Source organism: Pseudomonas sp. CCNWLW23 (assembly GCF_037095675.1).
GTDB classification, from domain to species: Bacteria; Pseudomonadota; Gammaproteobacteria; order Pseudomonadales; family Pseudomonadaceae; genus Aquipseudomonas; species Aquipseudomonas atacamensis.
On record NZ_JBAWKM010000004.1, the window covers coordinates 48,277 to 74,017 of the forward strand.

The following is a 25,741-nucleotide window of genomic DNA, read 5'->3' on the forward strand; positions in this document are numbered from 1 at the left end:
GACATTACTGCGGCGGGTAAAAAAGATTTTTTCAATCGATGGATACGAAAAACCGATGACGGCTCAATCGTCAGAAGTTTTATGTTTGTATTCGCACAGATCTTCGATGCGGCAGCTGCCACAGCGCGGTTTACGCGCCAGGCAAACATAGCGGCCATGCAAAATCAGCCAGTGATGGGAGTCGAGCAGGAATTCTTTCGGTACAAACTTCATCAGCTTCATTTCAACTTCCACCACATTTTTCCCCGGCGCGATGCCGGTGCGATTGCTGACGCGGAAAATGTGCGTGTCGACCGCCATGGTCAATTGACGGAAAGCGGTGTTGAGCACCACGTTGGCGGTCTTGCGCCCGACGCCGGGCAAGGCTTCCAGTTCTTCCCGGGTTTGCGGAACTTCACCGCCGTGGCGTTCAACCAGCAAACGGCAGGTTTCAATGACGTTCTTCGCTTTGCTGTTGTACAGGCCAATGGTCTTGATGTACTCGGACAGCCCCTCGACACCCAGCGCATGAATCGCGGCAGGTGTATTGGCGACGGGAAAGAGTTTGGCAGTCGCCTTGTTGACCCCGACATCGGTGGACTGCGCCGAAAGAATCACCGCAATCAGCAGCTCGAACGGCGAAGAGTAGGCCAGTTCGGTTTTCGGCTCGGGATTGTCTTCGTGCAGTCGGCGAAATATCTCAAGACGTTTTGCAGCATTCATGGGCGATGCGTTTCCTTGATGACAGAGTTGCGGCGTGTCCACGCCTGACGTACGGCGAGAAGCAGGCCCAGTAAAACGAAAGCGCCGGGGACCAGCGTAAACAGATGCAGCCCATCGGGGAACAAAATCAGACCTTGCCAATGCTCCGAAAGACCTCGGCCAAGGCTGCCATAACCGATGATCTCGCGCAGCCCGCCGACCACCAGCATGAGCGCGCCGAACAAGGCGCAGCGTTTGAAGCTGACAGCGACGGGCTCGCGGAAGGCACCGTGGTATTCAAGCACGACGCAGTGCAAGGCGATCAGCCCTATGTAGAGCCCAGATGTTTGCTGCCATGGCAAAAACCAGCGTTGCGCCACAATATCCGCGCAACTAGTCAACGTCGCAGCAAGCGTCAGGCTGGCGAGCAACGCACGGGTGCCCGTCAGGCGTTCGCGCAGCGGCGACATGCAAACGGCAAAAACGCCGAGCACCGCGCCGAGCATCAAGGTTATCCCCAGTGCAGCGCTGAGTGTTTGTGTGGCGCCCAATAGCGGCACCAGCATCAATAAACCTACCGTGCGTTTCATGAGCCAGTTCCTAACAGCAACGCCCGATGCTCATCGAAATAACGCAGTGCGTCATGAATCGCGTTGATGGCGGCACGGGAGGTAATGGTCGCGCCAGCGATTTGATCGAACTGCCCCTGATCCTTTTTCAGCGCCCAACCGGCGTCTGTCGGCTCAGTGCGGGATTTGCCGAGGAAGGTCTGAAGCCAGGCATTCGGCCATTCACCGATGTGACCACCCAATCCCGGCGTTTCGCGCTGCTCAAGGGTTTTCACGCCTAGAACTCTGCCGTTTGCATCGATGGCTATCAGCAGTTCCAGAGTGCCTGCGTAACCTTCGCTGCGACTGCGCAACAGCACCGCAACTGTCTGTCCGGAGCGGGTCGCTCGATAGCCGCCTGACAGCGTGCTATGGCGCAAAACAGGCTCGGCGAGCGTCAGCGGTTGCTCCAGCGGCTGATTGTCGTAGAGCGCTGCAGGCATGACATCGAGCAATTGGCGGCTGGCGAGCAAGCGCTGCTCGCTGGCAATCTGCGGTGCACTGCTGCGCTGCAGCACGTATGTCGCGCTCACGCCAACGAGAGCCAGCAGTACAACCGTCACGACACTCACCGAGCGGTTCATGTGCTCACCGGCAGATGGCGGCTGGCGGCGAAGCGCTCCAGCGTCGGCACCAGCAGATTCATCAGCAATACCGCAAACGCGACGCCGTCCGGGTATCCGCCCCATGTGCGAATCAGGTACGTGAGCAGGCCGACCCCGACGCCAAACAACAGGCGGGCGAGGGCGCTTTTCGCGCCGGACACAGGTTCTGTCACGATAAAAAATGCACCGAGCATGGTCGCGCCGCTGAGCAGATGAAACAGCGGCGAACCATGGGAATCGGACCCCGATCCGTTCCAGCACAACAGGCTGATGAGGAACAGACTGGCGAGCATCCCCACCGGCGCATGCCAGGAGAAGATCCGCCGCTGCAACAGCCACAGACCGCCGAGCAGAAACGCCAGATTCACCCATTCCACACCGCGCCCGCCGAAGCGGCCGAAGGCCGGGTTGCTGGCGAACAGCTCATCGATGGTCAGGCTTTTATTGATGCGCAGACTGTCCAGTGCCGTGGCCTGAACCCAGGCGTCCGGCGCTTGAGCCGGGTTGAAAACCTGTTGCAGCGCCGAAAGGAAATCAAGGCCATGGCCCGGCCAGTGCGTCATCCCTTGCGGGAACAGCACGATGCTCAAGGCGAAGCCAAGCATGGCTGGGTTGAACGGATTTTTACCAATCCCGCCGTACAGGTGTTTGCCGAATAACAAGCCTGAAATGGTCGCGGTGATCGTCAGCCACCAAGGGCAATAGGCGGGAAGCGCAACGGCCAGCAACAGCGCACTGACCAGTGCACTGCCATCGCGCAGCGTCGGTTGCACGGCTTGTCGACGCAGGCTGGCGACGGCAGCTTCGACGAGCAAAGCGCTGATGACCGCCAGCAGCAGATTGATCAACACGCCCCAGCCATAAAGCCAGAACAAAGCGAGCAGCCCCGGCAGCGCTGCGAGCAGCACGGTATTCATCGCCTGTTGCAGGCGATCGTCCGCTGCCTCAAGGGGTGGCATGGTTTTGCACCTGGCGCTCGGCGTCAGTCACGGCTTGCTCCAGTGCTGCGATCTGCTCCGGCGCAGCCTCCGCTGCCTGGGCTTTTTTCAGTTCGGCGCGGCGCATGGCCAACTGGATCTTGGCTCGCTTCAGTTCGGCGTCGTTGGTCGGTGCGGGAACGGCGGGAATTGCCGGTTGGCTGCTTTCCAGATTCGCCAGTGCTTGCTCGGCGGCTTCGAATTGTTGCTGCAGGACGATCAATTGCGACTGCTGCTCGAATGTCGGCGGATGGCCGAAGGCTTTCAGCGATTTGTGCAGTTGCGCTCGACTCATCGCCACATCGACCTTGGCCTTCTTCAGCGCCGCATCGGCGTTCGCGGCTTTTTGCGCACGCACCCGCTCCAGCGCAGCCTGCACCGGGTCGGCGGTCGAGACTTGCGGTTGTGCCGCACGCGCGGCTCGCGCTTCACGTTCGGCCTGCTTTTGCTGTTCTTCACGCAGCAGGCGCTGGTTGCGGCGCTCGAAACGCTGGCGCGCGTGGTCACGTTTGATCGCGCGGGCGCGCTGTTCTTCAAGATCGAATGCGAGACCGCCAACCACTGGGATCGTGTTCGCAGGCAAAGGATGCATTTCGATGCAGTCGACCGGGCACGGCGCAACGCACAGATCACAACCGGTGCACTCGTCGATCAGCACCGTGTGCATGAGTTTTGCCGCGCCGACGATGGCGTCGACCGGGCAGGCCTGAATGCACTTGGTGCAGCCGATGCATTCGGCCTCGCGGATGAAGGCGACTTGCGGCGGTGCCGGGCCACGGCTGATGTCCAGCTCCAGGACCGGTATTTTCAACAGCTCGGCCAGGGCAGCGATGGTTTCTTCGCCGCCCGGCGGGCACTTGTTGATCGGCTCACCGTCAACAATGCCTTGCGCATAGGGTTTGCATCCGGGATGGCCGCACTTGCCGCATTGGGTCTGCGGCAGCAGGGCATCGATGCGTTGAAGCAGACTCATGTTTTGATCAATCCACTGAATCCGAGAAAAATCACTGCGATCAGTCCGGCGCTGATCAGATCGATCGGCAGGCCGCGAAAGGGCAGGGGAATATCGTTGTCGACCGTGCGCTCGCGCAGATCGCAGAACACGCTCAACACCAGCCAGAAACCCAGCCCGGCGCCGAAACTCAATGCTGTCGCGTGCAGCAGGCCTTGATCATTTTGCGCATTGATCAACGCCAGCCCGAGTACGCCGGCATTGCCGAGCAGCAGCGGCCACAATCCGTCGAACGGCCAATCCGGCAGCCCGCGCGTCAGCAGTTTCAGTAGCGGCGCGATCATCAACACACTCAGCGGCAGAAACACGAACAGGCGCAGCGCTTCAAGCTGCAACGGCAGCAGTATCCACTGCCAGATCGCCTGACCGATAACGCCGACCACCACCATCAGGCACAACGTCGCCAACCCCAGCGCATGCACCTGGCGTCGGTTGCCCGCCAGCAGCGGAGCGACGCCCAGCGGCCAGTGCAACACGAAGTTGTTGAGCAGCGCAGCACTGATCAGCGTTAACACGAGTTCGGTCATGGTTCTGCCAGCGAAACGGGCGGGTGTCTCTTAAGGGTAGGCACTATCGGGCCAGATATGAAAAATCCCACCGGCATGCAGAGCACGTCGGTGGGATCGTTTTATCGCAACGTCTTACTTGATGCGCTGACCCGGCTTGGCGCCGCTGTCAGGGCTCAGCAGGTAGATCTCTTCACCGCCGGGACCGGCTGCCATCACCATGCCTTCGGAAATACCGAACTTCATTTTCCGTGGCTTGAGGTTGGCGATCATCATGGTCAGGCGACCGTCGAGCTTGGACGGGTCCGGATACGCGCTCTTGATCCCGGAGAACACGTTGCGTTGCTCGTCACCGATGTCGAGGGTCAGGCGCAGCAGCTTGTCCGCGCCTTCGACGTGTTCGGCCTTGACGATCAAAGCGACGCGCAAATCGATGGCGGCAAAGGCGTCGAAATCGATTTCCGGCGACAGCGGATCCTTGGCCAGTTCGCCGTTGCCTGCAGGGGCGGCTGCGCCAGTGTCGGTCTGGCTGGCGGTCAGGTCTTCCTTGGAGGCGTCGGTCATGGCTTGCACTTTTACCGGGTCGATGCGGGTCATCAACGGTTTGAATTCGTTGAGCTGGTGGTTGGCCAGCAGGGTGGTGTGGTCATTCCAGGTCAGCGGCGCGACGTTGAGGAACGCCTCGGCATCAGCGGCCAGCAGCGGCAGTACCGGTTTGAGGAAGATCACCAACTGGCGGAACAGGTTGATGCCGGTGGCGCAGATCGCCTGGACTTCATCCTGCTTGCCTTCCTGCTTGTTCAACGACCACGGCGCCTTGTCGGCGATCCACGCGTTGGCGCGGTCAGCCAGGGCCATGGTTTCACGCATGGCGCGGGCGAAGTCGCGGGCCTCGTAAGCGTCGGCAATGCTCGGCGCGGCGGCGAGGAAGGCCTCGGTCAGCTCCGGCGCGGCATTGTTGTCGACCAGCAGGCCGCCGTTGCCTTTGTGGATAAATCCGGCGCAACGGCTGGCGATGTTGACCACTTTGCCGACCAGGTCGGAGTTGACCTTCTGCACGAAGTCTTCGAGGTTCAGATCGAGGTCATCGACGCCACGGCCCAGCTTGGCTGCGTAGTAATAGCGCAGGTATTCCGGCGATAGATGATCGAGATAAGTGCGGGCCTTGATGAACGTGCCGCGCGACTTGGACATTTTCTGACCATTGACGGTCAGGTAGCCGTGCACGTTGATGCCGGTCGGCTTGCGGTAGCCGGCGCCTTCGAGCATGGCTGGCCAGAACAGCGCGTGGAAATTGACGATGTCCTTGCCGATGAAGTGGTACAGCTCGGCAGTCGAGTCCTTGCCCCAGAACGCGTCGAAGTCCAGCTCCGGCGTGCGGTTGCAGAGGTTCTTGAAGCTGGCCATGTAGCCGATCGGTGCATCCAGCCAGACGTAGAAATACTTGCCCGGTTCGCCCGGAATCTCGAAACCGAAATACGGCGCATCGCGGGAAATGTCCCACTGCTGCAGGCCGGCGTCCAGCCATTCGGCGATCTTGTTGGCCACGGCGTCCTGCAGGGTGCCGCTGCGTGTCCAGGCCTGGAGCATTTCCTGGAAATCCGGCAGCTTGAAGAAGAAGTGCTGGGAATCCTTGAGCACCGGGGTGGCGCCGGAGATCGCCGACTTCGGATCCTTCAGGTCGGTCGGTGCGTAGGTCGCGCCGCATTTTTCGCAGTTGTCGCCGTACTGGTCTTCGGTGCCGCATTTCGGGCAGGTGCCCTTGATGAAGCGGTCGGCCAGGAACATTTTCTTTTCCGGGTCGAAATACTGCGTGATCGAACGCTGGGCGATGTGCCCGGCGTCACGCAGCTTGAGGTAGATCTGGCTCGACAGCTCACGGTTTTCTTCGGCGTGAGTGGAGTGGAAATTGTCGAAATCGACGAGGAAGTCGGCAAAGTCGGCGCTGTGTTCAGCCTGCACGTTGGCGATCAGTTGTTCCGGGGTGATGCCTTCCTTTTCCGCGCGCAGCATGATCGCCGAACCGTGGGCGTCGTCGGCGCAGACATAGATGCATTGGTTGCCGCGATGCTTCTGGAAGCGCACCCACATATCGGTCTGGATGTATTCCAGCATATGGCCAAGGTGGATCGAACCGTTGGCGTAGGGCAGGGCGCTGGTGACGAGGATCTTGCGTGGCTCGGACATGGGGCTTCGCTACTTGATGAAACGGAGGTCGGCCACTATAAAGCGCCGGCGCATATTTTTCACCCCTGCGCCACTGGGTACTTTGAGAGCTCGTGTGGTGAGGGGATAAGTCCCCTCACCACAGTGGCTTTTCAGCGCAAGTAATCTGTTCGCCTCAAATCGGTGTCCAGCGTACGATAGCCGCCATCTTTTCCAGTCTTGTTATCGGAGTTGCCCATGAGCGCCGTCACTCGCGCAGCGGTGGAAGCCGTCCTCAGCCAATACACCGACCCTTACCTGAACCAGGACCCGGTCAGCGCCGGTTGCGTGAAAAACATCGAGATCATCGGTGACCGCGTCAATGTGCAGCTGGAAATCGGCTACGCCGCCGGCCTGTTCAAGAGCGGTTGGGCGCAATTGCTGCAACTGGCCATCGAAAACCTCGACGGCGTGGTCATCGCTCGCGTCGAGGTCACCAGCGTGATCGCCGCGCACAAGGCCCAGGCACAGATTCCCGGGCTGGCCAACGTCAAGAACGTCGTCGCCGTCGCTTCCGGCAAGGGCGGCGTGGGCAAATCCACCACCGCTGCCAACCTCGCGCTGGCGCTGGCCCGTGAAGGCGCCAAAGTCGGCATCCTCGACGCCGATATCTACGGCCCGAGCCAGGGCATCATGTTCGGCATCCCCGAGCGCACCCGTCCTGAGGTCAAGGATCAGAAGTGGTTCGTGCCGCTCAAGGCTCACGGCGTGGAAGTCATGTCGATGGCCTTCCTGACCGACGACAACACGCCGATGGTCTGGCGCGGGCCGATGGTTTCCGGTGCGCTGCTGCAACTGGTCACGCAAACCGCGTGGGGCGATCTGGATTATCTCGTCATCGATATGCCGCCAGGCACCGGCGACATCCAGCTGACCCTGGCGCAGAAAGTCCCGGTGGCGGGTGCGGTGATTGTCACTACGCCGCAGGATCTGGCACTGCTCGACGCACGCAAAGGCGTGGAAATGTTCCGCAAGGTCAACATTCCGGTGCTGGGCGTGGTGGAAAACATGGCCGTGCACATCTGCTCGAACTGCGGGCATGCCGAGCATCTGTTCGGTGAAGGCGGCGGCGAGAAACTGGCCACCCAGTACGGCGTCGAACTGCTGGCCTCGCTGCCGCTGTCGATGCTGATCCGCGAACAGGCCGATGGCGGCAAGCCAACCGTGATTGCCGAGCCGGACAGCCAGATTGCCATGGTCTATCAGGAACTGGCCCGCCACGTCGGCGCGCGGATCGTGTTGCAGGAAGCGGCCACGCCGGCGATGCCGAATATCACCATCAGCGACGATTGAATAAACGCTGGATGAAAATGTGGGAGCGAGCCTGCTCGCGAAGAGGGAGTGTCAGTCAACGAAGATGTTGGCTGACCCACCGCTTTCGCGAGCAGGCTCGCTCCCACATTTGTTTCAGGGTGACAGTCAGATCCGCAAGCCGCCATCCATCTCCAGAATCCGCCCGGTGTAGTAGTCGTTTTCGAAGATATACGCCGCCGAATGGGCGATCTCCTCAGGCTTGCCCATGCGCTTGAGCGGAATGCCCGACGTCATCTTTTCCAGCGCTTCCGGCTTCATGCCCAGGGTCATCTCGGTTTCGATGAAGCCCGGTGCGATGCCCGCGACACGAATGCCGTAACGCGCCAGCTCCTTCGCCCAGGTCACGGTCGCCGCCGCGACGCCGGCCTTGGCTGCGGAATAGTTGGTCTGGCCGACGTTGCCCGCACGGGAGATCGAGGAAATATTGATGATCGCACCGCTGTTCTTCAGCTCGACCATTTTCGCTGCGACTTCTCGGGTGCAGAGGAACACGCCGGTCAGGTTGACGTCGATCACCGCCTGCCACTGCGCCAGGCTCATCTTGGTCATCTCACCGTCCTTGACCTTCAGCAGCAGACCATCGCGCAAAATGCCAGCGTTGTTGATCAGGCCGTGGATGGCGCCGAAGTCTTCGGCCACTTGCGCGACCATGTGCTCGACCTGTTCTTCATTGGCCACATTGCACAGGTAGCTGCGCGCTTCGACACCCTTGGCTTTGCAGGCGGCGACGGCGTCGTCGAGTTTTTCCTGATTCAGATCGACCAGGGCCAGCTTCGCGCCCTTGCCGGCGAAATACTCGGCCATGGAACGGCCCAAACCCTGGCAACCGCCGGTGATAATGATTACTTTGTCGTTGAGTTGCATTCGCATGTCCCGCTGGCAGGTCTGAGTTGTTTTTGTTGTCGGCAACGCTCGATCGGCACCGGTCAGGCCTGGTTGCACACGAACATTTGCCCGATGCGCGCCGGTTACTTTTCGCTGCGCGCCTGTCCGTTTTCTAGACGGAACCCATTTAAGGAGTCACAAATTGAGCGCTGAAGTGGCGAAGAATGCCCGAGAATTGCTTCTCAAGGAATACCGTGGAGTGCTGTCGACCCACTCCAAATCGATGCCGGGTTTTCCCTTTGGCTCGGTTGTGCCGTATTGCCTGGACGAGCAGGGCCGGCCGCTGATCCTGATCAGCCGCATCGCCCAGCACACGCATAACCTGCAGAAAGATCCGAAGTGCTCGATGCTGGTGGGCGAGCGCGAGGCCGACGATGTGCAGGCGGTCGGGCGGCTGACCTATCTGGCCCAAGCGCAGAAACTCGAAGACCCGGCAGCCATCGAGGCTGCCGCCGAGCGTTATTACCGCTATTTCCCTGACTCGCAGAATTATCACCAGGCCCACGATTTCGATTTCTGGGTGCTCGATCCGGTGCGCCATCGTTACATCGGCGGCTTTGGTGCGATCCACTGGATCGACGATCTGACCCTGGCCAACCCGTTCGCCGGCAAGGCGGAAATCAGCATGGTCGAGCACATGAACAGCGACCACGCCAAGGCCATCGCCCATTACGTCGAGCTGGCCGGGCTGCCGAACAGTGTGCCGGCGCAACTGGCCGGCATCGACAGCGAGGGCATGCACCTGCGCATCGGTCAGGCCGTCTACTGGTTGCCCTTCGCGGCGCCATGTAATACGCCGACACAAGTGCGCGAGGCCTTGGTTTCTCTGGCTCACGCCCAGTCCTGGCCGAAAAAAGCGCAAAGTTAAGCTTGAATTCACGCAAGGGCGACGTCATCTAAGGCTTACTGCAAGGCATTTCTTGCGTTGAGGAAACTTTGATGCGCCCTTTTCTGTTGCTCTTTCTGCTGTTTCCAGTGCTGGAGCTGTTCGTATTCGTCAAAGTGGCAGGCTCTATCGGGTTCTTCCCGGCCCTGCTGCTGATCATTCTCGGCTCGATGTTCGGTGTGTTCGTGCTGCGCGTCGCCGGTCTGGCCACCGCATTGCGTGCCCGGGAGAGCCTGAATCGCGGCGAATTGCCCGCGCAGACCATGCTCGAAGGCCTGATGCTGGCACTGGCCGGCGGCCTGTTGATCATTCCCGGCTTCATCAGTGATGTGGTCGGTCTGGTGATGCTGTTGCCGGTCACCCGTCGTCTGCTGGCGAACAAGATGCGCCAGCGTGCTGAAGACCAGGCGATGCGCCAGCGTGCCTTCGCCGACGACCTGCAACCCCGTGGCGGCCCGGCCCCGCGCGAGCCGCTCGGTCGAGAGCCGAATGTGATCGAAGGCGAGTTCGAACACCGCGACAACAAGTGATATCAGCATCGACACGGCACCTGCGGGTGCCGTGCTCGTTTATGGCTGTTATTTACTGTGTCTGGATGAAAAATTTTTTCCGCCAGCCCTTGTAATCGGCTTGTACGCCCCTATGTATCGGTCACCGAAAGGTTTCCGGTATTCAAACCGGACAGACTTGCGCGGTTCGCTCGACGGACCGCAACCGGCGCAGGCCGGATTCGTTAAACCCGCCGGGACTACACCGGCCGATGAAAACCACAATTAGGAGAGATCGACAATGAAGCTTCGTCCTCTGCATGACCGCGTCGTCATCCGTCGCAGCGAAGAAGAAAAGAAAACCGCTGGCGGTATCGTCCTGCCAGGTTCGGCTGCTGAAAAAGCCAACCACGGTGTGATTCTCGCTGTAGGCCCGGGCAAAGCTCTGGAAAACGGTGAAGTGCGTGCACTGTCCGTGAAGGAAGGCGACAAGGTTGTGTTCGGTCCTTACTCCGGCAGCAACACTGTGAAAGTCGATGGCGAAGACCTGCTGGTAATGAGCGAGAACGAAATCCTCGCGGTTATCGAAGGCTGATATCCCCGTTCATTTTCCCGCTACTACAAAGTATTTAAGGAATATCGATCATGGCTGCTAAAGAAGTTAAGTTCGGCGATGCCGCCCGTACCAAGATGCTCAAAGGCGTCAACGTTCTGGCTGACGCGGTAAAAGCGACCCTGGGCCCGAAAGGCCGTAACGTGGTTATCGAGAAAAGCTTCGGCGCTCCGACCATCACCAAGGACGGCGTTTCCGTCGCCAAAGAAATCGAACTGGATGACCGCTTCGAAAACATGGGCGCGCAGCTGGTCAAAGACGTTGCCTCCCGTGCCAACGATGACGCTGGTGACGGTACTACCACCGCTACCGTTCTGGCTCAGTCGATCGTCAACGAAGGCCTGAAAGCCGTCGCTGCCGGCATGAACCCGATGGACCTGAAACGCGGCATCGACAAGGCGACCATCGCCATTGTCAAAGAGCTCAAAGCCCTGTCCAAGCCATGCGCTGACTTCAAAGCCATCGCTCAGGTCGGCACCATCTCGGCCAACTCCGACAACTCCATCGGCGACATCATTGCCGAAGCCATGGAAAAAGTCGGTAAAGAAGGCGTGATCACCGTTGAAGAAGGCTCGGGCCTGGAAAACGAACTGTCGGTTGTAGAAGGCATGCAGTTCGACCGTGGCTACCTGTCGCCATACTTCGTCAACAAGCCGGACACCATGGTTGCCGAGCTCGACGGCCCGCTGATCCTGCTGGTCGACAAGAAGATCTCGAACATCCGCGAAATGCTGCCAGTGCTGGAAGCCGTTGCCAAAGCCGGCCGCCCACTGCTGATCGTGGCCGAAGACGTTGAAGGCGAAGCCCTGGCGACTCTGGTTGTGAATAACATGCGTGGCATCGTCAAAGTCGCTGCCGTCAAGGCACCGGGCTTCGGCGACCGTCGCAAGGCCATGCTGCAGGACATCGCTGTTCTGACCGGCGGCACCGTTATCTCCGAAGAGATCGGTCTGAGCCTGGAAAGCACCACTCTGGAGCACCTGGGTAACGCCAAGCGCGTGACCCTGTCCAAGGAAAACACCATCATCGTTGACGGTGCTGGCGTGCAGGCAGACATCGAAGGCCGTATCGCTCAGATCCGCGCCCAGGTTGCCGAAACTTCCTCGGACTACGACCGTGAAAAACTGCAAGAGCGTCTGGCCAAGCTGTCCGGCGGCGTTGCAGTGATCAAGGTTGGCGCTGGTTCCGAAGTTGAAATGAAAGAGAAGAAAGCCCGCGTTGAAGACGCCCTGCACGCAACCCGCGCAGCCGTTGAAGAAGGCGTGGTACCTGGCGGTGGCGTGGCGCTGATCCGTGCTCTGGAAGCACTGACCGAGCTGACCGGCGACAACGCTGACCAGAACGTCGGTATCGCTGTGCTGCGTCGCGCTGTTGAAGCGCCGCTGCGTCAGATCGCTGCCAACTCCGGTGACGAGCCAAGCGTAGTCGTGAACGAAGTGAAGAACGGCAAAGGTAACTTCGGTTACAACGCTGCTTCCGGCGAATACGGCGACATGATCGAAATGGGCATCCTGGACCCAACCAAGGTAACCCGTTCGGCTCTGCAAGCTGCAGCCTCCATCGGCGGTCTGATCCTGACCACCGAAGCAGCGGTTGCCGACGCACCGAAGAAAGAAGGTGCAGCTGGCGGCGGTATGCCAGACATGGGCGGCATGGGTGGCATGGGCGGCATGATGTAAGCCAGCCCTGGCCCTGTAACGCAAAACCCCGCTGGCGAAAGTCAGCGGGGTTTTTTATTGCCCCAATTTCGAAGCTCACTGGTATCCCCCTGTGGGAGCGAGCCTGCTCGCGAAAGCGGTCTGTCATCCGACATGCAAGCCAGTTGAGCCGCCAATTCGCGAGCAGGCTCGCTCCCACAGGTTGTTTATTTCAGGCGTTGATCGGCTGTGTGTTCATCGCCGTCGAAGTCTTGCCAGCCGGGCGATACAGCACCCAGTAATAAGCCCCCAGGCAAATCAGCCAGCAGAAAATCGCCGTCCACACGTTGTGCGAAAAGAAGTGCGCGCCCTGCATCATGCGGCTGATCGAGAACACCGAGCCCAGCGCAAAGGCAAATACAAACGCCTGCCGTGCCAGTCGCGGGCGGCGGTCGCGCAACACGAAGAACAGTGCAAACAGGGTGAACCCGGTTGCCGCATGGCCACCCGGCCAGCAACGTCCCGGCTTGTCCGTGGCGGGGCGATGCTCCATCAGTTTGCTGTAGGTCTCGTGACCGCCGAATTGCTCCAGGCTCCACGGGCATTGCACGGCAGTGACGGCTTTGACCGGAGTGACAAACGAAGTCGCCAGCCCCAGCGACAGCACCAGGCAACCGAGTTCGCGCTTGAACGGTTTCAGCCGGTCGATGAAAAACGCGCCGATGAAACCCAGAATGGCAAACACCGAAAAGCCGATCACCAGCTGCTTCGCGCGGTCATGCAGGATGTCTTCAAGAAAGTAGCTGTGCCGTCCGATGAAATCCCCGGCCACCGGGTCGTAGAACATTTGCGCCAGAACCATGTCCAGATCGGTCAGTTCGAGCAACAGCAGAATGATCGCCGCCGCTGCGGGAATGCCCAGACACAACCACCAGTTCAGCGGTCTTGAAGCGGGAAGGGCAGAGGTCGACACCATGGCAGGTTCCTTGGTCGATGAACGGAGGAGAGAGCGTAATCGCGCGGAGTCTGCGCGCGCTCGCGTCGGCGATTTGTTAACCGAAAGTGAAAAAAACGTCGCAGCGCGCGCAGTGCAGGTTTATCGAAAAACGCCCCTAGCCCTCAGCCACACTTGGCCGTAAGCTGCGCGGGCCAAGACGGCCGTTACCCCGTTCGGAGGAGATGTCCATGCGAATTCTGCTGGTCGAAGACAACCGTGACATCCTGGCCAATCTGGCCGATTACCTGGGCATGAAAGGCTATACCGTCGATTGCGCACAAGACGGCTTGTCCGGTCTGCATCTGGCGGCGACCGAGCATTACGACCTGATCGTGCTCGACATCATGCTGCCCGGCATCGACGGCTACACCTTGTGCAAACGCCTGCGCGAAGATGCCCGGCGCGATACGCCGGTGATCATGCTGACCGCCCGCGACCAACTCGACGACCGGCTGCAGGGCTTCAAGTCCGGCGCCGACGATTACCTGATCAAACCGTTTGCGCTGTCCGAGCTGGCCGCCCGCGTCGAAGCGGTCATGCGCCGTGCTCAGGGCGGCGGTCGCCGCGCATTGCAGGTCGGTGATCTGAGCTACGACCTCGACACCCTGGAAGTGACCCGCGAAGGCAAGCTGCTCAAGCTCAACCCGGTCGGTCTCAAGCTGCTCGCGGTGTTGATGCAGAAGAGCCCGCACGTGCTGCGTCGGGAGATTCTCGAGGAAGCGCTGTGGGGCGATGACTGCCCGGACAGCGACAGCCTGCGCAGCCATGTTCACCAGTTGCGCCAGGTGATCGACAAGCCATTCGCCAAGCCACTGCTGCACACCGTGCACGGTGTCGGTTATCGCTTGGCCGAGGGGCGAGATGGAGTTTAAGCAGAGTCTTTCCCAGCGGATCATCATCGCCTTTGCGCTGATGAGCGCACTGGTCGCCGGCGCCTTCGCCATGGGCATCGTTGCAACGGTGCATCTGGTGGAAGAGAAACTGATTTCCGCAGGGCTGGGCGGCGATCTGCAACGTTTGCTGCTGATGGACAACGTCTCCGACTGGAGCCATCGCCCCGAGCCGGATCAGTTGTTCTATTTCAGCGGCGGGCCGGGGGATTTCGACCTGCCCAAGGATCTGCGTCACCTCGATGCCGGTTTTCACGAGGTCTTTCGCGAGCAGCTGTCCTATCACGCCATGGTCGAAGTGGTGGATGGTCGGCGTTATGTCTTGCTGCAGGACCAAAGCGATTTCGAAGAGCGCGAGCGCGTGCTGTTTGCCGTGGTGCTGGTGGGCTTCGTGCTCAGCCTGGCCTTGGCGGTGTTTCTCGGCTGGGTGCTCGCGCGCAAGGTGATGGCGCCGGTGGTGCGCCTGGCGCGGCAGGTCCGTCATCGCGACCAGTTGCTCGGGCTGGCGCCGCCCCTGGCGCCGGACTATGCGGCGGATGAAGTCGGTGAACTGGCGGTGGCGTTCGATGCCACCCTGGGGCGCTTGCGTCAGGCGCTGAACCGCGAGCGCTTGTTCACCAGCGACGTCAGCCACGAATTGCGCACGCCGCTGATGGTCCTCGCCAGTTCCTGCGAACTGCTGCTGGAAAACCCCGGTCTCGATCAGCGCGGTCGCGCCCAGGTCGAGCGCATTGCCCGGGCCAGCGAGGAGATGCGCGAACTGGTGCAGACCTTCCTGATGCTGGCGCGCGCACAGAACGAAGAGGCCGGCGCCGCGCCGCAGCAGAACCTCACGCAAGTAGCCGAAAGCCTGCTCTGCCTGTGGCGCGAACCGATCGAGCGCAAGGGCCTGACGCTGATGTTCGAGCCGGGCGATCCACCGGACACACGTTACAACGCGACCTTGCTCAATGCGGTGATGGGCAACTTGCTGCGTAACGCACTGCATTACACCGAAGAGGGTTTTATTCGCCTTACCCTCACTGCCAACGGTTTTGTCGTCGAGGACTCAGGGGTGGGTATTCCCGAGGAAAAACGCGAGGCGATGTTCGAGCCGTTTGTGCGCGGTAGCGAGAAACGTGGCGAGGGTCTGGGCCTGGGCCTGTCGCTGGTCCAGCGCATCTGCGAAAACCAGGGCTGGACAGTCAGCCTGAGCACGATGGACCCTAATGGCTGCCGATTCGAGGTAGATCTTGGCGTGAATGCCAGCAAATAGTGGATCGAGGCTACTCCCGCGCACCTGTCTGAATCCTGTATAACGTTGTAATACTTTGCAGATTTACCTGACAGAATTTTCACAATTGGATGACCTGACGCTGACACGCCGCTGCTTAAGGTGGCGTCATCAGAACAGGAGTCCAGATGATGGCCGGCCCGATCAAGCTCGATTTTTCCGAAAAGTACGACGACCAACACGCACAACGATATCTGCGCAAGCACCAGCAAAGCCTCGGTCGCCGCCTGTCGCACTGGCGCGATGAGCAAGTCGGTCGCAAGGCCTTGGCGCTGGCGGGAGATCCCGGGCTGGTGCTGGATCTGCCCTGCGGTGCCGGGCGTTTCTGGCCAATGCTCGCGGAGAAGCCCAACCGGGTGATCATTGGCGCGGACAATTCCGAGTCGATGATCAAGACCGCGCTGCAAGGGCAGCCAGCCGATGTGGTCAAGCGTGTACAACCGCTGCACACCTCGGCATTCGATATCGCTCTGCCGGATAACTCGGTCGACAGCATCTTTTGCATGCGTCTGTTGCACCACATCGGCGAGGCCGAGCACCGTCGGGTGATCCTGCGCGAGTTCGAGCGGGTGACCCGTGACAGCGTGATTGTTTCGTTGTGGGTTGACGGCAATTTCAAGGCCTGGAAGCGCAAGCGCGCCGAGCGGGATCGGCCAAGTCATGATTACCAGAATCGATTTCTGATTCCGGCGACGACGATCGAGAAAGAATTTGAACAGGCGGGTTTCCGCATTCAGGAACAACTGGACTTCATACCGCTCTATGCGATGTGGCGAGTTTACGTATTACGCAAGAGGTAGAGGATGGCAGTGCAAGCAGCGGTTGAAGCGGATGTCGCTCCCCAGGATCGTTTCGATTATTACTGGAACCAGCGCGGCGAATGGGTTGAAGAGCCCAATGTGCGCCGTGGTGGCGAAAGCGGGGTGCAGCGCATCGTCGACCGTGACGGTCAGCTCTTGTACGCCAAGCGCCAGACCGGGCACATCTATCGCAATTGGTTGCACCCGTTCGGTCGCCCGACCGTATTGCGTGAACTCGATGCGCTGACCGGAGTAAGCAAACTCGGCGTGCGTGTTCCGCAAATCGTTTTTTGCGGCGCGCAACCGGATCCGCAGTACAAATGGCGCGCGCTGCTCGTCACCAAATCCCTCGACGGTTTCCAGGAACTGGAACACTGGCTGGCCGCTGCCGGTGGTCGCGATCAATGTGGCGACGTGGTCTACGAGAAAGTCCTCAAGGACCTCGCCGAGAACCTGGCGCGCATGCACAAGGGCCGCTGGCAGCACAGCTGCATCTACATCAAACACGTTTTCGTGCGCGTCACCGGTGAAGGTGAAGCGGCGCAGGTTGAGGTGGCGTTGATCGATCTGGAGAAGTGCCGCCAGCGTCTGACACCCTATCGCGCCGCGCAGCATGACATGAAGCAACTGCGTCGCCATTCGTCGTTCCGCGATGCCGACTGGAAAAAACTCGTCTACTTTTATGAGACGGCGTTTGGCAGCGCTATCAAAGGTTTATAGCGATGAAACTCGAAATTGCACGAGGTTTGTTCCTGATCGGGGCCTTGGCAGTTGCTTCACTGGCGGTGGCTGCCTGGGAGCAGCCGCGCATGCAGGTCATAGGAGCGTCCGGGAACGACGCTCATTGTTCGGTTCCACGGGTGGCGAAAGCCTCCGTGGCGACCCAGCCCGATCATGATTTGCTGTTGTTCATGTTCGGACTGTCTCAGGGAATGAGGCCAGCCAGTTGAAACGATTGAAGCCCAAATGAAAGGCCTCGCAGTTGCGAGGCCTTTTTTTGGAATACGGATTGTGTAGGAGCTGGCGAAGGCTGCGATCTTTTGATCTTGCTTGATCGTTCCTACGCTCTGCGTGGGAACGCCTCAAAGGACGCTCCGCGTTCCAATGGGACGCGGAGCGTCCCGAGCTGCATTCCCACGCAGAGCGTGGGAACGATCAAAATACCGCATTCGCGAGCAGGCTCGCTCCCACAGCGTGATGCGTGTTATTTGCGGTCCGGTTTCGCCAGGAACGTGTAAACACACGGCAGCACGAACAGCGTAAACAACGTGCCGATCGACATCCCCGTCGCAATCACCATGCCGATATCAAAGCGGCTCACGGCGCCCGCGCCGGTGGCCAGAATCAGCGGCACCATGCCGAACACCATTGCCGCCGTTGTCATCAGCACCGGGCGCAAGCGAATCGCCGCTGCTTCCTCCACCGCTTCACGGGCGCTCAGGCCCTTGTCCTTGCGCAACTGGTTGGCGAATTCGACGATCAGGATGCCGTGCTTGCTGATCAGGCCGATCAGCGTCACCAGCCCGACCTGGGTGTAGATGTTCATGCTCGACCAGCCGAGGAACAGCGGAATCAGCGCCCCGCAAATCGACAGCGGTACGGTCACCAGAATCACCAGCGGATCGCGGAAGCTTTCGAACTGTGCGGCCAGCACCAGAAAGATGATCGCCAACGCCAGAGCAAACGTGACCCACAATGCGCTGCCTTCCTGCACGTACTGGCGCGAGGCACCGCCGTAATCGAAGGCAAACCCGGCCGGTGCTTCTTCGCGGGCAATCTGCAGCACGGTGTCGATGGCTTCGCCCATGCTCACCAGCGGGAAACCGGAAATCTTCGCCGCGTTGAGCTGCTGGAACTGATTGAGCTGGCGCGGCCGTGCGCGGTCGCTGACCTTGATCAAGGTCGACAGCGGCAGCAATTCGCCCTGGGTGTTTTTCACGTAGTAATTGTTCAGCCAGTCCGGGTTGTCGCGGTAGGCCCGTTCAACCTGGGCGATGACCTTGTAGCTGCGCCCGTCGATGGTGAAACGGTTGATTTCCGCCTCGCCGAGCAAGGTCGCCAGGGTGCTGCCGAGGTCGAGCATCGACACGCCCATCTGCGCAGCCTTGTCGCGGTCGATATCCACGACTACTTCCGGCTTGTCGAACGCCAGATCGAGGTCGACGAAGGCGAACTTGCCTGACTCCATGGCGCGCTTCTCGATGCGCTCGGCGACTTGCAGCAGCAGCTCGTAGTCATTGGCGGTGTTGACCACGAATTCGAAGGGCAGACCCTCACCGGTGCCGGGCAGGGAGGGCAGGTTGAAACCGAAGATCTGCAGGCCGGGAATGCTCTCCAGTTTGCTCTGCACCTCGGGGAGGATTTCCATCTGCGTGCGGCTGCGCTCGTTCCATGGCTTGAGCAGGAAGCCGCCGATACCGGCCTGCACGCCGTTGTAGCCGTTGATCTGGAACGATGAGTAGTACTCGGGAAACTCTTTGAAGATGGTGATGAATTCGTCGGTGTAGGTGCTCAGGTAGTCGAGGTTGGTCGGCTGCGGTGCGCTGGCCATCATGAAAATGATGCCTTGATCCTCGTCCGGGGCCAGTTCCGACTTGGTGAACTTGAGAAACACCGGAATCAGGCACAGCACGATCACCGCAAACACCAGCACCACCGGCCGCGTATTGAGCGTGCCGTGGAGCATGCTTTGATAACGGCGCTTGAGGCCTTCAAAGACGCGGTCGAGGCGATGGGCCAGGCCGCTGGGATTCTCTTCGTGGCGCAGCAGAAACGCGCACATCATCGGCGACAGCGTCAGGGCGACGACGCCGGAAATCACCACTGCGCCGGCCAGGGTCAGGGCGAACTCCTTGAACAACGCCCCGGTCAGCCCGGTGAGGAAACCGATCGGCGCATACACTGCCGCCAGGGTGATGGTCATCGACACCACCGGCATGGCAATTTCCCGCGCGCCTTCCAGGGCTGCGTCGAACGGCGTCTTGCCTTCCTCGATATGTCGGTGGATGTTCTCCACCACGACGATCGCATCGTCCACCACCAGACCGATGGCCAGCACCATGGCCAGCAGCGTCAGCAGGTTCATCGAGTAACCCATCATCTGCATGAAGAACATCACGCCGATCATCGACAGCGGAATGGTCACCACCGGGATCACTACCGAACGCAGCGCGCCGAGAAACAGGAACACCACGACGATGACGATCAGTACCGCTTCGAACAGGGTCTTCACCACCTCATCAATCGAGGCCTGAATGAACAGTGTCGCGTCGTAGGCGATTTCGCTTTTCAGGTTCGGCGGCAGCTGTGCTTCCAGCTCGGGCATCAACTTGCGCACTTCCTTGATCACGTCCAGCGGGTTGGCGCCGGGGGTGGCCTTGATGCCGATGTATACCGACGGCGTGCCGCCGAACGAGCTGATCGAGTCGTAGTTTTCCGCGCCCATTTCCACCCGCGCGACATCACGCAGCAACACACGGCTGTCGCCATCGACCTTGAGCGGAATCGCCGCGAAGGCTTCGGCGGATTTCAGTTCGGTGTTGGCGTTGATGCTGGTGACGGTGTACTCGCCTTTCACTTCGCCGGCAGCGGAGAGGAAGTTGTACTGGCGCACCGCCGCGGTCACGTCGGCGGCGCTGAGGCCGAAGCCGGCGAGTTTCACCGGGTCGAGCCACAGACGCATGGCGAACACCTGATTGCCGAGAATTTCCGCTTCGGCCATGCCCGGCAGCGTCGCCAGTTTTGGCTGGATGACCCGCGACAGATAGTCGGTGATCTGCGGGTTGCTCAGGTCTTTACTGAAGAAGCTGATGTACATCAGCGCCGAAGCGTCGGCGGATTCCTTGCTCAGCACCGGGTCTTCGGCGTCCTGCGGCAGCTTGTTCTTCACCTCGTTGGCCTTGGCCAGCAGTTCGGTGAACAAGCGGTCGGTGTTGGCACCGATGCGCGCGTAAATCGAAATCACCGAGAAGTTCTGCCGGCTGACCGAGGTCATGTAATCGATGCCCTCGGCGCTGGCCAGGCTCTGTTGCATCGGCTGGGTGATGTAGCCCTGAATGGTTTCGGCGTTGGCCCCGGGATAAGCCGTGGTCACCGTGATCAGGGCGTTTTCCATTTGCGGATACTGGCGCAGCGGTAGCTTGCTCCAGGCCTGGAAGCCAAGCAGCACAATCAGCAGGCTGACCACGGTGGCGAGCACCGGGCGGCGGATGAACGGATCGGTAAAAGCCATGGGGATTCCTTGATCAGTCGGCGCGAGGCGGACTGTTCTGCTCGCCGAGGGTCTTGTCGTCGCTGATGGCGATGTGGGCACCGTTGTCCAGTTTGATCTGGCCCGCCGTTACCACTTGTTCGCCGCTCTGCACGCCCTTGTTGATCATCACCAGGCCATCGCGGCGTTCACCGGTTTCGACGAAACGACGTTCGGCGATCAGCAGCGGTTGGCCGTTGTCATCCTTGGCGACGCTGCCGTCCTCGGCCTTCTTCTGCCCGACCACGTACACCGAGTTGCCGTACAGGGTGTAGGTGATCGCGCTTTCCGGCACGACGATGTGCTTCTGTGGATCGGGCAGCAGCACCTCAAGGCTGGCGAACATGCCCGGCAGCAGCTTGCCGTCGGGGTTGGCGAGGGTGGCGCGGACGAGGATATTGCGCGTGGTGCTTTCGACGATCGGGTTGATCGCGCTGATCTTGCCAGCAAAGTTCTGCCCCGGATAAGCGGCGACGGTGAACTGCACGGGCTGGCCGATAGCGAGTTTTGGCACCGCTTGTTCCGGCACGTAGAAGTCAGCGTAGAGGCTGCTCAAATCCTGCAACGTGGCGATTTTGGTGCCGCTGGCGAGGAAGTCGCCAACGTCGACCTGACGGATGCCGATGGTGCCGCTGAATGGCGCGAGGATGCGTTTTTTCGCTAGCGACGCGTTGAGCTGATTGACCGTGGCCTTGTTCTTTTGCAGCACGGCGGAGAGGCGGTCGTACTCGCCTTTGGAGATCGCGCGGCTGTCGACCAGTTGCGCGCCACGGCCGAAGTCCAGTTGCGCCAGGCCGAGGTCGGCGCGGGCGGTTTCCAGCAGAGCGGTCTCGACGGCGCTGTCGAGTTGCAGCAACGGCTGTCCGGCCTTGACCTTCTGCCCGGATTCGAATTTGAGTTCAGTGACGGTGCCGGCGACTTCCAGACTCAAGTCAACACCTTGCAGCGCCTTGAGCGTGCCGACGGTGGGCAGGCGCATCTGCCACGGCTGTTCGCCGGCAGTGGCTACGGCGACGCTGATCGGCGGCTTGGGCTTGGAAAAGCCCTGGATCATCGTGTAGATCGAAAAGGCTTTGTATCCGCCCAGTACCAGGACGATCAGCAAAACAACACCCAACATGATCAGCATGCGGCGACGCAGCATATTTCCATTTCCTTGGATAAATCATGAGACAGGCGGGCACATTACTCCGAGTCAGGTGGGGATTCCAACTGGAAGTGTTTACAGGTGCAGCGGGACACAATCCTGTGGTGAGGGGATTTATCCCCGTTGGGCTGCGAAGCGGCCCCCTGAATCCTTCAGTCATACCGCAATTGCAGTTTTAAGGGCGGCTGCGCCACCCAACGGGGATAAATCCCCTCGCCACAGGATGGGGGGGCATCTCAAAAATGAGCGGGTATCAGGCCATCAAGTGCAGATGGTTGTCCCAGAGCCCCGCCGGCAATTCCAGCGGCTTGGCCAGCAGTTGTGCTTGACGGCAATCGTAGTAACGGCAACGGCCCTGACCCGAAGTCACGACAAAGCCATCCTTTACCGCACCAACGCCGGCGCAATCAGGCAAAGGCGCATCGAGGCGCAGTTCGCCGCTGTCCAGATCCCAGATAAAGAAGCGATTGCCGCGCGGCGCTGTCAACGCGACCAGACGCAGGTCACTGTGCACCGCAACGCTGGCGGTGTAGTGACCCATCGCCTGCAACTGATCTTCCGCTACCGGGAACGCCACAAACGGTTGCCCGGGTCGCTTGATCGCCAGCAGCTCCGAGCGCTCGTGGGACGGCCCCATGAATTGCTGGCCGGCGACGATGGTACCGTCACTGGCGATGCCCATGTGGCGCACGCTGTTCATCTGCTGGGCGAGGGTTTCCTTGCTCAGCAACGTGCCGTCGCGCTGCATCAGCACCAGGCTCGGTTCCATGGCGTTGAGGTTCATGTCGACGCGGCTTTCCGCCTCGGTGCGAATGCCGCCGTTGGCCACCACCAGCGTCTCGCCGTCGGGCATCCACGACACCTGATGCGGGCCGAGGCCATGGGTGGAAATCTCGCCCGTGTGCACCAGCCGCTCGCCTTCGAACTTATACACACCGAGCAAACCGCGACCAGGATCGGTCGTATCGTTTTCGGTGGCGTACAGGTATTCGCCGTCCTTGTGCACCACGGCGTGGCCGTAGAAGTGCCGGTTTGGCTGCGAGGTCACGGTCTGCAGCAACGTGCCGTCGCGCAGGTCGATCAGGTAACTCTCGGTACCCGGACGCCGTGCAACGAACAGCGCCAGCGGCTGCGTCGGATGATTGATGATGTCGTGGCAACGCTGGCCGACGTGGGTGGCGAACACCCGCGTACCGTCGAGCCGATAGCCGACGGCGTAATGCTTGCCGTCAGTATCGTCACGCGCCGACAGCAGCAGCGGGCTCTGATCCTTGCGTTTGAACAGCGTCCAGCCGCCCAGCGTCACTGCTCCCAGCAGTGCACTACCTAAAGTCAGAACCTGACGTCGCAGCATGGCACTCGCCCTCATCAGTCACCGTCGTTGGCGTTGAAGCCCAGTTGGATGCCCAGCGCCTTGGCCAGCTCGCCTTCATGCAGGCGATGGACGACGTTGAGGCTGTCGTAGATATCGTTGAGTTGCTGGCGACCGGCGTCGTCTTCGAGCATTTCGCCCAGCGAGCGCTGGGTGCTGTCGAACAGCTTCAGCGACGCGGCATAAGCGGCATCGATCTTGTCCGCCAACGGCTTCTGTTCGGCCGGCAGCAGACCGCGCAGGCCTTTGTTGTCGACGCCTTCCCAGACGGTTTTGGCGGCGGCAAGGCTGGCTTCCAATGCGGTCAGCGACGACTGGCTGCGCCACGCATCGGCCTGGAACGGCTGCGGCACGCCCTTGCTCTGACGGCCCATTGGCGTGCCGAGTTTTTTCTTCAGGGTATCCAGTGCAGTCACTTGGACGCGCAGCAGATCGGCGATCGCTTCGTGGGAGTCGGCGTAGCGCTGGTTGGGGAACTTGCTCATCTGCGCGAGCATGCCGTCGGTGTTGTTCCAGCCCTGCAGGATCTCTTCGGCCAGTTGCTTCTGGCGTTCCCCGATGGCGATCAGCAGCGGGCAGTATTTGGCTTTTTGCGCATCGTTGGCGACGTCAGGCTTGGCGTCGAAGAGGATGTATTCGTAAGCCGACAGGCCCTGCACCACGACGCTGGATTTGGCCAGCGCGGCGGCGTCGATCTGCGGCTGGGCGACGACCAGTTGCTCGACCTGACGGCCGACGAGGTTTTTCTTGTCCGGCCAGAACTGCACTTGCCACGAACGATTGCCTTCGGCCAGCGGACCGATCAGCAGCGGTTGCAGTTCGGCCCAGGCTTTCTGCGCGTGGAGGAAATCGGCACGGGCGGTTTCCAGGGTCTCTTTGCCCTGGCAGTAGGCGAGGGCGCTGACCGCCAGTTGCCGGTCGGCTTCGACCCAACGGGTGTAGGTCGGCAGGATCACCGATTTGGCGATCGCCGCCGAAGTGACCGCTTGCGGGTCCTGCGGCGAGCAGGCGCCGAGGGCGAGCGCGGCAAGGCTGGTGAACAGTAACTTGGGACGGAACATGTCGGGCTCCCGATGTTTTTTCAGTATTTAAAGTGAGTTCAGAAAAGCCAGCAACGCAGCGCGCTGCTCGGCATTGAAAGACAAAACCTGTTGCTGCGCCGCCGTCGCCTCGCCGCCATGCCAGAGCACCGCTTCGAGCAGGTTGCGTGCGCGGCCGTCATGCAAAAACTGGGTGTGACCGCTGACCGCTTGCGTCAGACCAATCCCCCATAACGGCGGGGTGCGCCAGTCGCGGCCGGAGGCCTGAAATTCCGTGCGGTTGTCCGCCAGGCCTTCGCCCATGTCATGCAGCAGCAAGTCGCTGTATGGACGAATCACCTGATTGGCCAATTCCGGTTCGGCGGCATCGGCGGCCGTGGTGTATTTCGGCGTGTGGCACGACTGGCAACCGGCCTGGAAAAACAGATTCTTGCCGGCCAGCACCTGTGGATCGTTGACGCCACGGCGCGCCGGCACTGCCAGGTTGCGGCTGTAGAACAGCACCAGCCGCAGGATGTTGTCGCTGACTTCCGGTTCGCCGTCGGGACCATTGCCGTTCGGCGCCTGTTTGCAGGCGGTTTGCACCTCGGTGCAATCGTCGAACGGCCGCAGGCTGGTGGTCAGGCCCATGTCACCGGAGAACGCGTGAACATTCTGTTGATTGAGATTCGGCTGCCCGGCTTTCCAGCCGAACCGGCCGACGACGGTTTTCTGCAACTGGTCATCCCAGACACGGTTGGGCCGGCCGTTGATGCCGTTGTTCTCTTTCGCCTGGGCGGCGGCGTTGGCGAGGATCGCCTCCTCGGGGATGGCTTCGAGCAGGCCCAGACCAATCATCGGCGGCGCCACCCGCGCGGAAATACGCGTGTCCGGGTGCATCGGGCCGTAACCGAGTTGAGTGATCTGCAGGGTCGGTTTGCGCAGCTCGACCTCGGTACCGTCCTTGAAGCGTACCGGCACCGGCGTGTAGTCGACCCGCACCTTGCCTTCCGGGGCGACGCCGGGCACGGCCATGTCCTGGAACTGCCCGCCATACACCGGCTCCGGCACTACGCCGAGCTGTTCGATGACTTTGGCGTATTGCGGCGCGTCGGGAATCGACAGGCGCACCAGCATCGACACCGCATTGGATGCGTCAGGTGCCGGCGGATGCCCGCGACCGTCCTTGATGTGGCAGTTCTGGCAGGCGTTGGTATTGAACAACGGGCCGAGGCCGTCGCGCGCCGTGGTGGTCGACGGCGCGATCACCCACGGGCTGCGAAAGAAACTGTTGCCGACACTGAAATCCACCCGCCGCGAGGGCGGCAGGTTGGCCGATGGCAGGGAAAAGGCGTTCTGATCGCTCTTGCGCACAGTCGCCGCACCGCCCGAACGCGCTTCCCCCGGCTCGGCCTTGGTGAAACGCGGGGCGTCATCGCAGGCACTCAGGCCCAGGGCCAGCAACAGTGCGGACAAGCGAAGCGGCAACGACAGCATCAGACATCCTGCAAACGGGCGAAAACAAAGGCGCAAAGTCTAACAGGGCGGGGGAGTTTGAATAAGAGGAATTATCGTTT

At 60.7% G+C, this 25,741-nt stretch carries 24 protein-coding genes; 10 read left to right on the forward strand and 14 right to left on the reverse strand.

Annotated elements, in window-relative coordinates:
• Nucleotides 1-63 precede the first annotated feature (63 nt).
• The 7 genes from nth to metG form a co-directional block, all read right to left on the reverse strand.
• On the reverse strand, nt 64-702 hold the full coding sequence (gene nth, locus V8J63_RS07355) for an endonuclease III (RefSeq protein WP_016773410.1): 639 nt from the start codon (nt 700-702) through the stop codon (nt 64-66).
• Nucleotides 699-1,271 (reverse strand): Rnf-Nqr domain containing protein, encoded by a 573-nt coding sequence (locus V8J63_RS07360; protein WP_130902350.1) that lies wholly within the window; start codon nt 1,269-1,271, stop codon nt 699-701. Before V8J63_RS07360 ends, nth begins: the two co-directional genes overlap by 4 nt.
• On the reverse strand, nt 1,268-1,873 hold the full coding sequence (locus tag V8J63_RS07365; protein ID WP_125925645.1) for an RnfABCDGE type electron transport complex subunit G: 606 nt from the start codon (nt 1,871-1,873) through the stop codon (nt 1,268-1,270). The genes V8J63_RS07360 and V8J63_RS07365 overlap by 4 nt, the downstream gene beginning before the upstream one ends.
• On the reverse strand, nt 1,870-2,853 hold the full coding sequence (locus V8J63_RS07370) for an RnfABCDGE type electron transport complex subunit D (protein WP_336463831.1): 984 nt from the start codon (nt 2,851-2,853) through the stop codon (nt 1,870-1,872). The genes V8J63_RS07365 and V8J63_RS07370 overlap by 4 nt, the downstream gene beginning before the upstream one ends.
• A complete protein-coding gene (gene rsxB, locus V8J63_RS07375; RefSeq protein ID WP_336463832.1) occupies nt 2,840-3,844 on the reverse strand; it encodes an electron transport complex subunit RsxB in 1,005 nt (334 codons plus the stop codon). The genes V8J63_RS07370 and rsxB overlap by 14 nt, the downstream gene beginning before the upstream one ends.
• Nucleotides 3,841-4,410: an electron transport complex protein RnfA gene (locus V8J63_RS07380; RefSeq protein ID WP_217878760.1), complete on the reverse strand. Its 570-nt coding sequence runs from the start codon at nt 4,408-4,410 to the stop codon at nt 3,841-3,843. Before V8J63_RS07380 ends, rsxB begins: the two co-directional genes overlap by 4 nt.
• Before the next feature lie 114 nt (nt 4,411-4,524).
• The gene (gene metG / locus V8J63_RS07385) at nt 4,525-6,576 is read right to left on the reverse strand and encodes a methionine--tRNA ligase (RefSeq protein WP_024014151.1); all 2,052 of its coding nucleotides are present in this window, start codon (nt 6,574-6,576) and stop codon (nt 4,525-4,527) included.
• A gap of 216 nt (nt 6,577-6,792) precedes the next feature.
• Here metG and apbC point away from each other — a divergent pair, with 216 nt between their 5' ends.
• On the forward strand, nt 6,793-7,887 hold the full coding sequence (gene apbC, locus V8J63_RS07390; RefSeq protein WP_024014150.1) for an iron-sulfur cluster carrier protein ApbC: 1,095 nt from the start codon (nt 6,793-6,795) through the stop codon (nt 7,885-7,887).
• A gap of 126 nt (nt 7,888-8,013) precedes the next feature.
• Here apbC and V8J63_RS07395 read toward each other — a convergent pair whose 3' ends face one another.
• A complete protein-coding gene (locus tag V8J63_RS07395; RefSeq protein ID WP_016773416.1) occupies nt 8,014-8,772 on the reverse strand; it encodes an SDR family oxidoreductase in 759 nt (252 codons plus the stop codon).
• Between the two features lie 163 nt (nt 8,773-8,935).
• Here V8J63_RS07395 and V8J63_RS07400 point away from each other — a divergent pair, with 163 nt between their 5' ends.
• From V8J63_RS07400 to groL, 4 genes are all read left to right on the forward strand, one after another.
• Complete coding sequence (locus V8J63_RS07400; protein WP_016773417.1) at nt 8,936-9,661, forward strand: HugZ family pyridoxamine 5'-phosphate oxidase; 726 nt, start codon at nt 8,936-8,938, stop codon at nt 9,659-9,661.
• Between the two features lie 71 nt (nt 9,662-9,732).
• Nucleotides 9,733-10,209 (forward strand): FxsA family protein, encoded by a 477-nt coding sequence (locus V8J63_RS07405; protein ID WP_016773418.1) that lies wholly within the window; start codon nt 9,733-9,735, stop codon nt 10,207-10,209.
• Between the two features lie 259 nt (nt 10,210-10,468).
• Entirely contained in the window at nt 10,469-10,762 is a 294-nt protein-coding gene (locus V8J63_RS07410; RefSeq protein ID WP_007916610.1) for a co-chaperone GroES, read from the forward strand.
• A 50-nt stretch (nt 10,763-10,812) separates the two neighbouring features.
• A complete protein-coding gene (groL, locus tag V8J63_RS07415) occupies nt 10,813-12,459 on the forward strand; it encodes a chaperonin GroEL (RefSeq protein ID WP_016773419.1) in 1,647 nt (548 codons plus the stop codon).
• 190 nt (nt 12,460-12,649) lie between these two features.
• Here groL and V8J63_RS07420 read toward each other — a convergent pair whose 3' ends face one another.
• Nucleotides 12,650-13,393 (reverse strand): phosphatase PAP2 family protein, encoded by a 744-nt coding sequence (locus V8J63_RS07420; RefSeq protein WP_125925638.1) that lies wholly within the window; start codon nt 13,391-13,393, stop codon nt 12,650-12,652.
• Nucleotides 13,394-13,602: 209 nt separating this feature from the next.
• Here V8J63_RS07420 and colR point away from each other — a divergent pair, with 209 nt between their 5' ends.
• The 5 genes from colR to V8J63_RS07445 all read left to right on the forward strand — a co-directional run bounded on the left by colR (nt 13,603) and on the right by V8J63_RS07445 (nt 17,327).
• A complete protein-coding gene (gene colR / locus V8J63_RS07425; RefSeq protein WP_016773421.1) occupies nt 13,603-14,286 on the forward strand; it encodes a two-component system response regulator ColR in 684 nt (227 codons plus the stop codon).
• Entirely contained in the window at nt 14,276-15,559 is a 1,284-nt protein-coding gene (locus tag V8J63_RS07430) for a sensor histidine kinase (RefSeq protein ID WP_336463833.1), read from the forward strand. Before colR ends, V8J63_RS07430 begins: the two co-directional genes overlap by 11 nt.
• Before the next feature lie 149 nt (nt 15,560-15,708).
• On the forward strand, nt 15,709-16,377 hold the full coding sequence (locus V8J63_RS07435) for a class I SAM-dependent methyltransferase (RefSeq protein WP_197890826.1): 669 nt from the start codon (nt 15,709-15,711) through the stop codon (nt 16,375-16,377).
• A gap of 3 nt (nt 16,378-16,380) precedes the next feature.
• Nucleotides 16,381-17,097: a lipopolysaccharide kinase InaA family protein gene (locus V8J63_RS07440; protein WP_336463834.1), complete on the forward strand. Its 717-nt coding sequence runs from the start codon at nt 16,381-16,383 to the stop codon at nt 17,095-17,097.
• A gap of 2 nt (nt 17,098-17,099) precedes the next feature.
• The gene (locus V8J63_RS07445) at nt 17,100-17,327 is read left to right on the forward strand and encodes a hypothetical protein (RefSeq protein WP_041479852.1); all 228 of its coding nucleotides are present in this window, start codon (nt 17,100-17,102) and stop codon (nt 17,325-17,327) included.
• A gap of 254 nt (nt 17,328-17,581) precedes the next feature.
• Here the strand turns inward: V8J63_RS07445 and V8J63_RS07450 are convergent, their stop codons facing one another.
• The 5 genes from V8J63_RS07450 to V8J63_RS07470 all read right to left on the reverse strand — a co-directional run bounded on the left by V8J63_RS07450 (nt 17,582) and on the right by V8J63_RS07470 (nt 25,661).
• The gene (locus tag V8J63_RS07450) at nt 17,582-20,608 is read right to left on the reverse strand and encodes a multidrug efflux RND transporter permease subunit (RefSeq protein ID WP_125925635.1); all 3,027 of its coding nucleotides are present in this window, start codon (nt 20,606-20,608) and stop codon (nt 17,582-17,584) included.
• Nucleotides 20,609-20,621: 13 nt separating this feature from the next.
• On the reverse strand, nt 20,622-21,770 hold the full coding sequence (locus tag V8J63_RS07455; RefSeq protein ID WP_336463835.1) for an efflux RND transporter periplasmic adaptor subunit: 1,149 nt from the start codon (nt 21,768-21,770) through the stop codon (nt 20,622-20,624).
• A 256-nt stretch (nt 21,771-22,026) separates the two neighbouring features.
• Nucleotides 22,027-23,127, reverse strand: coding sequence for a DUF1513 domain-containing protein (locus V8J63_RS07460; RefSeq protein ID WP_336463836.1), 1,101 nt, complete (start codon nt 23,125-23,127; stop codon nt 22,027-22,029).
• A 14-nt stretch (nt 23,128-23,141) separates the two neighbouring features.
• The gene (locus V8J63_RS07465; RefSeq protein ID WP_056789978.1) at nt 23,142-24,206 is read right to left on the reverse strand and encodes an imelysin family protein; all 1,065 of its coding nucleotides are present in this window, start codon (nt 24,204-24,206) and stop codon (nt 23,142-23,144) included.
• Nucleotides 24,207-24,233: 27 nt separating this feature from the next.
• Nucleotides 24,234-25,661 (reverse strand): di-heme oxidoreductase family protein, encoded by a 1,428-nt coding sequence (locus tag V8J63_RS07470; RefSeq protein WP_130926788.1) that lies wholly within the window; start codon nt 25,659-25,661, stop codon nt 24,234-24,236.
• Nucleotides 25,662-25,741: the final 80 nt, after the last annotated feature.